We start from the raw sequence: 13,471 nt of genomic DNA on the forward strand, positions 1-13,471 counted from the left end.
GAGTTTATGGGACGGCCGGCCCACTCAGTCGACGGTCGAGGAAGTCGCGGATCAGTGCGGTGGTCTCGTCGAACGCGGACTCGAGTAGGAAGTGCCCGCCGTCGAGGAGGTGGATCTCGGCGTCGGGGAGGTCGTCGGCGAAGGCGCGGGCGCCGTCGGGGCCGAAGATCTCGTCGCCGCGGCCCCACACCGCGAGCAGTGGCACGCCGGAGGCGCGGAAGTACTCGTGCAGACGGGGGTACAGCGGCGGGTTGGTGGCGTAGTCGAGGAACAGCGCCATCTGGACCGCGTCGTTGCCGGGCCGGGAGACGAGGGCGTGGTCGTGGTGCCAGGCCTCGGGGTCGAGGAGCGTTTCGTCGGCGACGCCGGTGACGTACTGCCAGCGGATCGCGTCGAGGGAAAGCGCCTCACGCACCGGCGCTTCGGTCTCGGGGGTCTGTTCGGCGTGGTACGCCCAGACGGGTTTCCAGAAGCTCTCGACGAAGCCCGCGTCGTACCCGTTGCCGTTCTGGGTGATGACCGCGGTCACCGCGTCGGGGTGGGCGAGGGCGAGCCGCCAGCCGATGGGGGCGCCGTAGTCCTGCACGTAGATCGCGCAGCGGTGAATGCCGAGCTGCACGAGCAGGCCGGTGGTCAACGCGGTCAGATTGTCGAAGGTGTAGTCGAACTCGTCCACGCCCGGCGCGTCGGACAGGCCGAAGCCGAGGTGGTCGGGGGCGATGACGTGCCAGCGGTCGGCGAGCGCGGGCACGAGGCGCCGGAACATGTACGAGCTCGTGGGATATCCGTGCAGCAGCAGCACGGTCGGGGCGTTCGGGTCGCCCGCCTCCCGGTAGAAGAGCCGGTGGCCGTCGACGGTGGCGTAGCGGTGGTGCACAGCGGGCATGGGCGAAGCCTCCTTTTTGGGTTGTATAACCCACTATGCACGCGTTGACGCCGATCCGCCAGCGGCTACAGTGCGGCCATGGCCGGAATCGTGCTCACCGACGAGTTCCGCCACGCACTCGATCTGCTGGCCGGCGGCCGCCACCTGTTCCTCACCGGCAAGGCGGGCACGGGTAAGTCGACGCTGATCCGCCGGTTCATGGCCGACACCGACCGCAACGTCGTGGTGGTCGCATCCACCGGGATCGCCGCGCTCAACGTCGACGGCTACACCATCCATCGCCTCTTCGGGTTCCGCACCACCACGACCCTCGAGGACATCCGGTCCGGCGGCTACCGTCCCGGGCGGTTCACCAAGACGCTCGCGTCACTGCAGACGCTGATCATCGACGAGGCCTCGATGGTGCGCGCGGACGTCTTCGACATGGTCGCCGCGGCGCTCGAGCGGTTCGGCCCCGTGCAGGGCGCCCCGTTCGGCGGTGTGCAGATCGTGCTCGTCGGCGACCTCTACCAACTCCCGCCGGTGGTCAGCGAACACGAGGCGCACTACTTCACGACCACGTACGAGACCCCGTACTTCTTCTCCGCCCGCAGCTTCGACCGCGACGACTTCCCCACCGTTTCGTTGACGACGGTGTTCCGTCAACTCGGCGACGACCGGATGACCGCCATCCTCAACGAGATCCGCGAAGGCGTGCTGCTCGGCCACGCCCAGCAGGAGCTCAACGCCCGCACCGATCCCGACTTCGCGCCACCCGAGCACGAGTTCTGGTTGACGCTGGCGCCGACCAACCGGCTCGTCACGGCCCGCAACCGCCAGCACCTCGAACGGCTGGCCGGTGACGAGATGGTCCATCAGGCAACGGCTTCCGGGGACCTCTCGCTGTTCGACCCGCCCGTCGAGGAGACCCTGCGGTTCAAGGTCGGCGCCCAGGTGATGATGCTCAACAACGACCAGGGCGACCGCTGGGTCAACGGCAGCATCGGCCGCGTCGTCGGTGTCGGGTACGACCGCTACGGCGCCGTCGTCGAGGTGGAGTTCCCCGACGGTTCCGTCGCCGAGGTCACCCCGTACACGTGGGAGGCCACCCGACCGGTGGTGTCGGGGTCCTCGTTGACCCGTGAGGTCATCGGCTCCTACACCCAGCTGCCGTTCAAACTGGCCTGGGCCATCACGATTCACAAGAGCCAGGGGCAGACGCTCGACCGGGTGGTCGTCGACCTGACCGGCGGCATGTTCTCGACCGGTCAGCTGTACGTCGCGCTGAGCCGCTGCACCTCGCTGGCCGGGTTGGTGCTCAAACGCCCTGTGCTGCCGAAGGATCTGAAGACCGACCGGCGCATCGCCCGGTTCCTGCGCAGCGCCGCCGGCGGGTCCGGCGCGCGGCGGTACTGCGCGATCGGGATGCTGACCGTCGGGGACGAGGGCCGGATGTCGCGGCCGCGTCCGGTCGAGCTGGCCGTGGCGTTCGACGACGGCACCGCGGTGTCGACGCTGATCAATCCGCAGCGCGACCTGGCCGACGCGCGCACCGCCTACGGCATCAGCGTCTCGGATGTGTTGCTGGCGCCCACATTGCGGGAGGCGTGGGCGGTGATCGCGCCGATGCTGGCCGGGTGCACCCCGGTGGGCGCGGGCATCGACGACCAACTCGGGCTCATCGACTTCGAGCTCAAACGCCTCGGCTACGTGACGGCGATGCCGCTCGGCGTCGACCTGCGCGGGACGCGGATCCACGGGCGGACCGCGCTGGAGCGGGCGCAATCGGCGCTGGCCGCACACACCGGGCGGCACACCGAGAGCGGGTCCTCCCCGTTCGAGGACCCGGATTCCGTTGAGGCAGCAGGCTTTCTGGTCAGCCGCGACCCCGACGTGCCGACACCGACCGCCGATCACCTGCCCGGACTGTCGGCGCTGTTGCGGATCAGCCGGGACGTCGGTGCGGTGCTGCTGGGCCGGCCCGCGGCCCGAGACCTCGACGCCGCCGACGACGCGGCCGCGCGACGGTCGGTGGCCGATCAACTGCGGGCGGCGGCGGAGCGGGTGCGGTTGCCGAAGGACGTGGCGGCCCGGCTCGACGAGGCCTCGCGGCTGCTGCGCGTGGAGATCGACACCGCCGGGTTGTGCGGGGACGGCGACGACATCGCGGCGACGCTGACCCCGGGGACGCGGATCTGCTTCACCGGCACCGCACAGGACGGCACCGGGCGCATCGTGGAGCGGCCCGAGATGGAGCAACTGGCCGCCGCGGCCGGGCTCGTCCCGGTCAAGACGGTGTCGAAAACCCGGTGCGACGTCCTGGTGACCGCCGAGGTGGGCACGCAGTCGGGCAAAGCGCGCAAAGCACAGGAATACGGCAAGCCGGTGTTCTGCGCCGACGACTTCTTCACCTGGCTGGCCGGGCGCTGATCCCCCGGCACGGCCCATGTCGGTGCCATCGCCTATGTTGGGGCGTCCGGCCAGGACGGGGACAGATCGAGGAATGCGGGTGGACGACAACAGGGGGCTGTCGGCGGCTGAGCTGCTCGAACTCAACCGCGACCTGCACGGATCCCGCGCGATCCGGCTGCTGGCCACCCACAACCTGGCCCTGTACGCCACGCTCATGGAGCGCCACCTCGCCGACGGGGTGGTCGCCGAGACCGAGCTGGTGGTGCGCCTCGAGCGTGACCTGCACGACCTCGACCCCGACGGGCAGTCCGGGCTGGCGCTGATCAAGTCGTGGGCCAGCCAGGGCTGGCTGCACCGCATCGTCGACGAGCGCAGCGACCAGAACATCTGCTACCTCACCCAGGACGCCCGCCGCGCGCTGGACTTCCTGCGCGGGATGCGCCGCCAGGACACCATTGCCACCGGCGGGTCGATCAACGGCATCGCGTCACGCCTCAAACAGGTCGCCATCCGCGTCGGCAACGACCCCGCCCGCATCCGCAAGAGCATCGAGGCGGAGATCGCCGCCCTGCAGGCCGAGCTCGACGACCTCGAGGCCGGCACCCGCCCCGAGCCCGACGTCACCGACGCCTACGACGAGGCCCGCGCCATCGCCATGCAGATGGAGCGTCTGATCACCGACATCGGTCAGTACGGCTCGATGATCGAACAGGCCACCGCGGCGCTGGACGAGCCGATCGACAGCAACGCCGAATACCGCGACCGGCAGCGCCAGATGTACGCCGACTACCAGGCCGCCTGGGATTCCCAGGGCCGCGACAGCCACCGCGCCTTCCTGCGGATGATCAACGACCCCGACCAGCGCGCGGAGTTCGAGGCCGACGTCGCCGCGGTCGCCGAGGCGCTCCCACTGCTCGACCCGGCGCTGCGCAAGGTGATGGCCGGGTTCTTCGAACTGGTCGGCCACCAGATCGACGAGGTCGAACGCATCCAGCAGCGTTGTGCGCAGCGGGTGAAACGGTTCACCGCGTTCGGCACGCTCGAGCAGAGCCGTGGGGTGGCCCGTCAGCTGGGCGAGGCGATCGGCGCGGCGCGCAATCTGCTGAAGTCGAGCCTCACCGACTCGCGGCTGGAGATCGAGCTGCCCCTGGCCCGCCACGCGTTCAGCTCGGTCGGCGCCCTGAGCTTCAAGATCGGCGACCTGTCGGCGCCCAAGCCGGCGAGACACGCTGCAGGAGAACTTGATCTGAGCAGCTTCGCCGCGCTCACGACACAGGTCGACGCGCCCGCGATGTCGGAGATGCTCAACAGCGCGCTGCCGGTGTCCCTGTCGGACGCGGTCGCGATGCTCGATAACGCATACCTCGGCCACGTCATCGTGCTGTGGTCGTGGGCACTCAAACAACCGTTCGAGGGGCAACCGGCCTCGACCAGTGTGCGGTTCCGTTCACTCGACGGCCGTGACCGCGAAATCGCCGTCCCCGACCTCGTTTTCACCGAACCGATCAGTGTGGGAGCCGCCACGTGACCACCGAACCCGACGCCGACTTCGCCGCGTTCTCCGAACTCCCCCAGGTCGACCAGAACGCCCGTCCCCCGCACCAGCGCAGACCGCGGTTCGACGGGGACGTCTCCGAACTGCCCGACCGGGCGTGCTGGGCGCTGCAGAACCTGCTGACTCGCCGTTACATCAGCGCCGAGGCCGATAGCGATCTGTACAGCTGGGTGCTCGAATACCGCAAGCAGCTCAGCGTGCGACTCTCCGAGCTCGACCTGATCCTGCGCATCGTCGACGGGACCGACGTCGCGTTCGTCGAACAGGCCCGCTACGAATCGGCAAGGGGTGTCAAGCTTCTGCGGCGCGAACCGCTCGGCACCTACGATTCGATCCTGGCCCTGCACCTGGCGCAGATGATGCGGGCGGCCGGTGGGCAGAAGGTGCTGATCACCCGCGAGGAGATGCACGGATTGTTCTCCGGGGTGCTCAACGACACCGACCGCGATGCGGTCACGTTCACCGCGCGGATCGACGGCGCGATCGCCCGTCTCGCCGGGTTGGAGATCCTCCGGAAGAGCCGCGACGACGAGGACAGCTACACGATCAGCCCGGTGATCAACGCCGTCATGACGGCCTCGGTGATCACCGAACTGCAGCAGCAGTTCGAACAGCTGCTGGGCGGCGGCGCGCCGGCCGAGGAGGTCTACGTTGACTGAACAGTTCCATCTGTCCCGGCTGCAGATCATCAACTGGGGTGTGTTCGACGGCTACCACTCCATCCCGTTCAGTTCCGGCGGCGCCCTGATCGCCGGCGCCTCGGGCAGCGGCAAATCCTCGCTCCTGGACGCGATCTCGTTGGGATTCCTGCCGTTCAACCGCCGCAACTTCAACGCCTCGGGCGACAACACCGCGGCCGGGTCGAGCGCGGGGCGGCGCACCGTCGACAAGTACGTGCGCGGTGCGTGGGGCCAGCGCAGCGACGGCGGCACCAGCCGCGTGATGTACCTGCGCGGTGAGGGCACCGCGTGGTCGGCGGTCGCGGTCACCTACACCGGCGACTCCGGTCGCACCGTCACCGGGCTGGTGCTCAAGTGGCTGACCGGGGAGTCGCGGTCGGACTCGTCGAGCCGCTTCGTGATCGGTGACGGCGACCTCGACATCGAGGACGTCTGCAACCGGTGGGCGGCCGGTAGGTTCGACACGGGCGTGTTCAAGGATCACGGCTGGCGGTTCACGACCAAGGTGGAGTCGCAGTACCTCGCACAGCTGTACGCGACCATCGGCATCCGCGCCTCCGACGCCGCCCAGCAGTTGCTCGGTAAGGCGAAATCACTGAAAAGCGTTGGCGGGCTGGAGCAGTTCGTCCGCGAGTTCATGCTCGACGAACCCGAGAGCCTGGCCCGGCTGCCCGAGGCGCTCAAGCAGATCGACCCGCTGGTGGAGGCCCGCGAACTGCTGGCCGTCGCGCAGCGCAAACGCAAGATCCTCGGCGACATCGAGAAAATCCAGCAGCGCTACGCCTCGGAGTCCTCGGACCTCGGGATCATCGACCTGGTCGACCTGCCGATGGTGCGCGCCTACACCGACCACGTGCGGCTGGCGCAGTGCCCGGCGCAGATCGCGCAGCTCGACACCACGATCGACCAGCTCGACAACGAGTACGAGGACGTCACCCGCAGCCTGAATCTCGCGAAGGCCGAGGCGGATTCGCTCAACGCGCAGATCAGCGGGAACAGCGCCAGCATCGGGCCGCTGCAGTCGCAGGTGACCGCCGCCGAGACCGAGGCCGAGCAGGTGTCGCGTCGGCGCAGCGCCTACGAGGACGCGGTGAGCGCGCAGGGTCTCGACGTGCCCGACACCGCCGAGGAGTTCTGGAACCTGCGCGAGGAACTGCTCACCGAGGCCACCGATCTGCTGGCCAAGGTGGAGCGCAACCGCGAGGCGTCCACCGACGCAGAGTACGCGCAGAAAGCCGCGCGCATCGCCCGCGACGACGCCGCCAAGGAGCTCAAACGCGTCGAGCATGTGGGCTCCGCGCTGCCGGAGTTCGCGCTGCTGATGCGCGAGCAGATCTGCGCCGCGCTCGGGCTGGACGCCGCGGAGTTGCCGTACGTCGCCGAGCTGATGGATCTGCGGCCGGACCAGACGCGGTGGCGCGTCGCGGTGGAGAAGGTGCTGCGCGGGCCGGGCCTGCGGCTGCTCGTGCCCGATCAGCACTGGAACCAGGTGCTGCGGTTCGTCAACGAGACGAACATGCGCGGGCGGCTGGCGTTGCACCACGTGCGGACCAAGCTGTACGGCGCCGACCCGGTTGACGCGGAGTCGAACACGCTGGCGGGCAAGCTGTTCCCCGTCGACCCGACGCATCCGTGTGCGGCCGAGGCCGTCGACATCGTCACCACCGCCGGCGACCACGTCTGCGTCGACACCCCCGAGGTGTTCGCACGGTTCCGCCGCGCGGTCACCGACACCGGCCTGTACAAGGACTCCGACCGGTTGGCGATCAAGGACGACCGCCGGCCGCTGAAGCAGTCGGAGTATCTGTACCAGGGTGATGTGTCGGCGAAGATCAACGCGCTCACCATGGACCTCGCCGCCGCCGAGGAGGCGTACCAGAAGGCGCGCCGGGCCGCCGACGAGATCGCCGCGCAGCGGCAGCGGTGGCGAGACCGGGCCGCGGCGTGCAAGGCGATCTGCGAGCAGTTCCCGCAGTGGAGCCACATCGACGTCGAGACCGCCGACGGCCACGCCGACCGCCTGCGCGAACAGTACGAACTGCTGCTCGCCGACAACCCGGACATCGAGGCGCTCAACGCGCGCGCAGACGAATGCTGGTCGCAGATCCAGGTTCTCATGACGCGGCGCGGCGCGATCCAGACCCGCCGCGACGATCTGGACTCCCGGCGCACGCAACTGCTCGAACTCCAGGAGCGGCTGCAGCCGGCGTTCGTCTCCGAACCGTTGACCGAGCTGCTGCACCGTTACGCCGGACAGGTGCCGGTTTCACTCGAGTTGCTGAGCCCGGAACCGCACCGCGACGCGCTGTTCGCGGCGATCAAGAAGGAACGCGAACAGCTGCGGGAGAGCCGCCGCCGCTCCTACGACGAGCTGGCCCGCATCCTCAACACCTTCGACACCGCGTTCCCCGACGCGATCCCCAACGACAGCAACAACTTCGACGAACGCGTGCACGACTACGTCGCGCTGTGCCGCCACATCGACGAGCGTGAGTTGCCCGAGGCCTACGAGCGGATGATGCGGCTGGTCACCGAGCAGGCACCGGATGCGATCCTCACGCTGCACCGGGTGGCCGAGCAGGAGGCGCGGCGGATCGCCGAGCAGATCGAACGGGTCAACACCGGGCTGGGCGCGGTGGAGTTCAACCGCGGCACCCGGTTGACGCTGCGGGCGACGCCGCGGTCGTTGACGGCGGTGGCGGAGTTGACCGAGATCGTGCGGGCGATCTCGCGGCGTATCGCGGAGGTCGGGCTCGGCGACAAGCAGGCCATCCTCGACCAGTACGCCGACATCCTGCGACTGCGGAACCGGTTGGCGTCGACGGCACCGGAGGACAAGGCGTGGACGCGCGACGCTTTGGACGTACGGAACCGGTTCACGTTCGACTGCGCGGAATGGTCGGGCGACGAGTTGATCCGCACGCACAGCAATGCCGGTGACAACTCCGGTGGCGAGCAGGAGAAGCTGATGGCGTTCTGCCTGGCCGGTGCGCTGAGCTTCAACCTCGCGAGCCTTGAAAGCAGCGACAACAGACCGGTCTTCGCGCAGCTGATGCTCGATGAGGCGTTCTCCAAGTCGGATCCGCAGTTCGCGCAGCAGGCGCTGTCGGCGTTCCAGAAGTTCGGCTTCCAGCTGGTGATCGTGGCGACGGTGCAGAACGCCACCACGATCCAGCCCTACATCGACAGCGTGGTGATGGTGTCCAAGACCGAGGCGACGGGCCGCAACGCCCGCCCGGTCGCGACCGTCGTCACGCGGACGATCTCGGAGTTCGGGGAGCTGCGCCGAGAGATGCGGGCGAACGCGAAGGTGCCGGCCGGGGTGTAGGGCGGCGTTCGCGAGACGGAAGCCACGCAGCCGAAGTGCGAGAAGGGCCCTGCGCCAGTTCCGTCTCGCGACATGCCTCCGCCACGTAGGGTGCGGCTGTGCACGTCGACGTCATGACGACTCCCCAACCCCTGCAATCGATCGGCGGGCTCGCGCGGCGCTGCCAGGACCTCGGGTTCGCGGGTCTGCTGTTCACCGAGACCGGCCGCACCGCCTACCTCAACGCCGCGGTCGCCGCGCAGGCCGCGCCGGGGCTGGAGCTGTCGACCGGCGTCGCCGTCGCGTTCCCCCGCAGCCCGTTCGTGACCGCCGCGACGGCGTGGGAGTTGCAGGAGGCGACCGACGGCCGGTTCCGGCTCGGCCTCGGCACGCAGGTCCGCACCCACGTGGTGCGCCGTTACGGCACCGAGTTCGAGCATCCGGGTCCGCGGCTGCGCGACTACGTCATGGCGGTCAAGGCCTGCTTCCGGGCGTTCCGGACCGGCAAGCTCGACCACCGCGGCGACTTCTACAGCCTCGACTTCATCACGCCTCAGTGGAGCGCCGGCCCGATCGACGCCCCGGATCCGAAGGTCGACATCGCCGCGGTCAATCCGTGGATGCTGCGGATGGCCGGTGAGGTGGCCGACGGCATCCATGTGCACCCGCTCGGAGAGCCGGGTTACATCGCGCGGCATGTGCTGCCCAATCGTGCTGAGGGAGCGGCGAAGTCGGGCCGGCCGCCGGAGGACATCGCGCTGATCGTGCCGGTGATGACGATCGTCGGCGACACCGACGAGGAGCGCCACCGCGAACGCGAACTCGTCCGGGCCAGTATGAGCTTCTACGGCAGCACCCCCAACTACGCGTTCATCTGGGACGAGGCCGGATTCGAGGGCACCACCGCGCGGATCCGCGAGAAACAGAAGGCCGGTGACTACGCCGGGATGGCGGCCCAGATCACCGACGACCACATGGCCACGTTCGCGACGGAGTCGACGTGGGACGGGCTCGCCGACGCGCTCGCGGCCAAGTACGGCGACACCGCGACCCGCCTCGTGCTGTACAACGCGCTGAGCGATCCGGAGCGCCTCGAGCGGTACGGCGCTGTCGCACAACAACTCTCCTAGCGGGGACGGGCCCCGTCCAGGAACAGCTGCACACAGATGCGGATGCGGTCGGCCACCGCATCGTTGTCGAGCACCGCACCCCACAGCACACCATGCGCCGGACCGCCGATCACCAGGCTCAGGAACGACGTCCCGAGGAGTTCGGGATCGTCGACTGCGATGCTGCCCGCGGCGGCGTGACGGGCCAACACCTCGGCGATGAACCGCACCGCCGGCTGACTGCCCCGTTCGTAGGCGATGCGGCTGAGGTCGGGAAAGCGGTAGGCCTCGGCGTTGAGGATCCGCTGCAAACGCACCCCGTCGGGACTGACCGCGCTCCGCAACCGCGCCGTGGCGACGGCGATCAACGTCTCCTCCAGGTCGCCGGTGTCGAGCGCGTGCAGATCCTCGACCGGCACCACCCAGCGGTCGATCGCGCGTTCCACCGCGGCGCGGAACAGCGACTCCTTGTCGGCATAGCGGGCGTAGATCGTGCGCTTGGCCATCCCCGCCGTAGCGGCGATCCCGTCGATCGTCGCGTGGTCGTAGCCCCGGCCGAGGAACACCTCCAGCGCGCAGTCGAGCAGTTCCTCGCCACGCCGTAGCGCCTGCTCGCGGGTCGGACGACCAGCACGCACAGGGGTTTCGCGGCGATGCGGCGCGGCGGCGGCCGGGTGATTCACCCCACCAGTATGACGAATGAAACGCCTCCGGTGCTATTGTTTCCCGAGTATTGCAACGACCGCGGTGCCATTTCTGGCCGGTCGCCCAAGTACCCGACTTCTTCCCGAGGACATCTCCGTGGCTACTCAGATGGTGGAACGCCCGTCGCCGCCCCAAGGCGGAGCGGCGCTGATCGCCGTACTCGCCGCCGCAGGCATCAGCGTCTCGCTGATGCAGACGCTGGTCATACCGCTCGTCCCGCAACTCCCCGACATCCTCGGCACGTCGTCGGCGAACGCCTCCTGGGCAGTGACCGCGACGCTGCTGACGGGTGCGGTCGCGACACCGATGTTCGGCCGCCTCGGCGACATGTTCGGCGCCAAACGGGTGCTCGTCGCCTGCGCGGTGCTGCTGACCGCGGGGTCGATCATCGCCGCGCTGACGAGTTCGCTGATCCCGCTCGTGGTCGGCCGCGCGCTGCAGGGCTTCGGCGCCCCCGTCATCCCGCTGGGCATCAGCGTGCTGCGCGCCGCCCTGCCCGCCGAGCGGGTGGGCGGCGCCATGGGCATGGTCAGCGCCTCGCTCGGGGTGGGCGGCGCATTGGGTCTGCCGCTGTCGGCGGTCATTGCCGAGAACTTCAGCTGGCACGCCCTGTTCTGGTGCGCGGCGATCCTCGGCCTCGGCTCGTGTGCACTGTTCGCGCTCTTCGTCCCCGATGTGGTGCCGTCGAAGAGCCTGGGGCGCTTCGATTTCCTCGGTGCCGTCGGTCTGGCCGCCGGCCTGGTGATGCTGCTGCTGCCGATCTCCAAGGGCGCCAACTGGGGGTGGACCAGCCCGCTGACGATCGGCCTGCTGATCGGATCGCTCGCGGTGTTCGTGGCGTTCGGGTGGTGGCAGTACCGCGCGCCGACCCCGCTGGTCGACATCCGCACGACGGTCAAAGCGCCGGTGCTGCTGACCAACCTGGCGTCGATCGCGATCGGCTTCGGGATGTTCGCGATGTCGCTGATCGGCCCGCAGCTGCTGCAGTTGCCGAGCGCGACCGGATACGGCCTGGGGCAGAGCATGGTCGCGGCCGGGCTCTGGATGGCGCCAAGCGGTCTGGCGATGATGGCCTCGGCGCCGATCGCGGCGAAGATCATCGCCTCGCGTGGCCCGCGGTTCACTCTCGTCGTCGGTGGCGTGGTGATCGCCGTCGGATACCTCGGCGGCACACAACTTCTGGGCTCCGCAGCAGGGGTGCTGGCGTTCACGGTGGTGGTCAGCATCGGCGTCGGGTTCGCGTTCGCGTCGTTGCCGACGCTGATCAACGCCGCGGTTCCGGTGTCGGAGACGGCGGCCGCCAACGGGATCAACTCGCTCGCCCGCTCGCTGGGCACCTCGGTGTCGAGCGCGGCGATGAGCGCGGTCCTGGTGCAGACCGGGGTGGTCGTCGCCGGGCACATGATCCCGTCGCTCAACGGTTTCCGCATCGCGTTGATCATCGCCGGGGTGGCGGCCGTGGTGGCCGCGCTGATCGCGGCGACCATCCCGTCGGCCACGCCGGCCCCGGCCCCGGCGCCCCAGGCTGCCGCCGAGCCGGTGCTGTCGCCGTCGGCGATCCGCCGCCGCGCGCAACGGCTGGAGAACGTCATGACCGCGGTCGGCCGGCAGTCCGCGGTGTCGCTGGGGGTGTCGTCGACGCCGCACCGGCTCGACCGCGGCGACTACGTGATCGCCGCCTACCTCGGCGGCACGGCTGCGATGACGCTGGCCGAGCTGGCCAATGCGCTGAGCACCGAGGTGCGGCCGGTCGAGGAGCGGGTGTCGGCGTTGATCCGCGACGGTCTTGTCGGGCGCGTCCCGACGACCGATCCGACTGCGCCGCCGCGGTTTACGCTCACCCGACACGGACGTGCGGTGTTCGAGCACCAGCGGTCGACCAACATCAGCGGTCTCGAGGAGGTGCTGTCGCGGTGGGACGACGGTGACGTCGCGGCGTTGATCGGTTATCTCGGCCGGTTGTCCGACGGCATCGACGATCTGCACCGCCGGCAACGCGTGACCCCTCCCCCGCACGTCGCGCCCCACGCCGAGACGGCGCCGCTGCGCTCGCCGCGGTTGGCGCGGACCGTGGGCCCGACCCGTCCGCTGCGCGTACCGCATCGCGGCGTGGTGGACCCGACGGCACGCACCGAGGCGCTGCGCTACCGGCGGTAGTGTCGGACCCTCGTCATAGCGTGGACGCCATGGCGAAGGTGGCGCGTCTCTCCAAGACGGTGCTCTCGACCGAGCACGCGTGGGAGTGCGACGAATGTAGTGCGGCCGGTGACTTCTTCCTCAAGGGCAAGGAGCGCGGGGTGTGCCTGTGGTGTGCCGGGCTCGGCCACCTCGAGTTCCTGCCGTGCGGTGACGCCACGCTCACCCGGCACGCCAGGAAGGCGAGCCGGATGTCGGCGGTCGTGATGCAGATGAACCTGCGCCGGATGCGCCATGAGCGACGGGGCATCCTGGTGGAGCCGGCGGCCGTCGAGTTCGCGGCACGGGAGTGTCTGGCGGACAGTGATTTCCGGGCTTCCCTCAGTGACCGGCTCGCGCAGCCGCAGGCGGAGGCCACCGCCGTGATCGCTGAGCACTTCCCCGGGTGTCCGCCCGACCGCGCGGCCGCCATCGCGCTGCACGCCGTGGCACTCAGTTTGCGCCCACGCCGCGCTGCCCCGGAGATGGACGGGGACGCGGTGCGTGCGGCGGTCGAGGCGTCGGTCCGCCATGTGGACACCGACTTCGACGAATTGTTGATGGCGGGCGTCGATCGCGAGGCCGCGCTGACGGCGGTTGGCGCGCGGGTCGAGGGTGTGCTCAGTGCGTGGCGGGACGGGTTCGCGGCCCTCGACGCCTGAC

The 13,471-nt window shown here is 69.5% G+C and carries 9 protein-coding genes; 7 read left to right on the forward strand and 2 right to left on the reverse strand.

Translation table 11 applies throughout. The features are described 5' to 3' along the window. Positions 1-4: 4 nt before the first annotated feature. On the reverse strand, positions 5-886 hold the full coding sequence (locus AU194_RS03900; protein WP_059087918.1) for an alpha/beta fold hydrolase: 882 nt from the start codon (positions 884-886) through the stop codon (positions 5-7). Positions 887-964: 78 nt separating this feature from the next. Between AU194_RS03900 and AU194_RS03905 the strand changes: the two genes are divergently transcribed. The 5 genes from AU194_RS03905 (at position 965) to AU194_RS03925 (ending at position 9,949) form a co-directional block, all read left to right on the forward strand. Then, positions 965-3,295, forward strand: a complete 2,331-nt coding sequence (locus tag AU194_RS03905) for an AAA family ATPase (RefSeq protein WP_059087919.1) — start codon at positions 965-967, stop codon at positions 3,293-3,295. A 73-nt stretch (positions 3,296-3,368) separates the two neighbouring features. After that, positions 3,369-4,805 carry a DUF3375 domain-containing protein gene (locus AU194_RS03910; protein ID WP_059087920.1) on the forward strand — a complete coding sequence of 479 codons (1,437 nt, stop codon included), beginning with the start codon at positions 3,369-3,371 and terminating at the stop codon, positions 4,803-4,805. Continuing rightward, a complete protein-coding gene (locus AU194_RS03915; RefSeq protein ID WP_059087921.1) occupies positions 4,802-5,491 on the forward strand; it encodes a DUF4194 domain-containing protein in 690 nt (229 codons plus the stop codon). Before AU194_RS03910 ends, AU194_RS03915 begins: the two co-directional genes overlap by 4 nt. Beyond that, positions 5,484-8,840: an ATP-binding protein gene (locus tag AU194_RS03920; protein WP_059087922.1), complete on the forward strand. Its 3,357-nt coding sequence runs from the start codon at positions 5,484-5,486 to the stop codon at positions 8,838-8,840. The genes AU194_RS03915 and AU194_RS03920 overlap by 8 nt, the downstream gene beginning before the upstream one ends. Positions 8,841-8,938: 98 nt before the next feature. Beyond that, positions 8,939-9,949, forward strand: a complete 1,011-nt coding sequence (locus tag AU194_RS03925; RefSeq protein WP_059087923.1) for a TIGR03617 family F420-dependent LLM class oxidoreductase — start codon at positions 8,939-8,941, stop codon at positions 9,947-9,949. Here the strand turns inward: AU194_RS03925 and AU194_RS03930 are convergent. Beyond that, complete coding sequence (locus tag AU194_RS03930; protein WP_059087924.1) at positions 9,946-10,611, reverse strand: TetR/AcrR family transcriptional regulator; 666 nt, start codon at positions 10,609-10,611, stop codon at positions 9,946-9,948. The two genes, AU194_RS03925 and AU194_RS03930, sit on opposite strands and share 4 nt — an antisense overlap. A gap of 118 nt (positions 10,612-10,729) precedes the next feature. Between AU194_RS03930 and AU194_RS03935 the strand changes: the two genes are divergently transcribed. Then, the gene (locus AU194_RS03935; RefSeq protein ID WP_231743149.1) at positions 10,730-12,790 is read left to right on the forward strand and encodes an MFS transporter; all 2,061 of its coding nucleotides are present in this window, start codon (positions 10,730-10,732) and stop codon (positions 12,788-12,790) included. A 29-nt stretch (positions 12,791-12,819) separates the two neighbouring features. Then, on the forward strand, positions 12,820-13,470 hold the full coding sequence (locus AU194_RS03940; RefSeq protein ID WP_059087926.1) for a DUF2293 domain-containing protein: 651 nt from the start codon (positions 12,820-12,822) through the stop codon (positions 13,468-13,470). The last annotated feature ends 1 nt before the right edge of the window (position 13,471 follow it).

The sequence above is a fragment of the Mycobacterium sp. GA-2829 genome (genome assembly GCF_001499965.1).
GTDB lineage: Bacteria > Actinomycetota > Actinomycetes > Mycobacteriales > Mycobacteriaceae > Mycobacterium.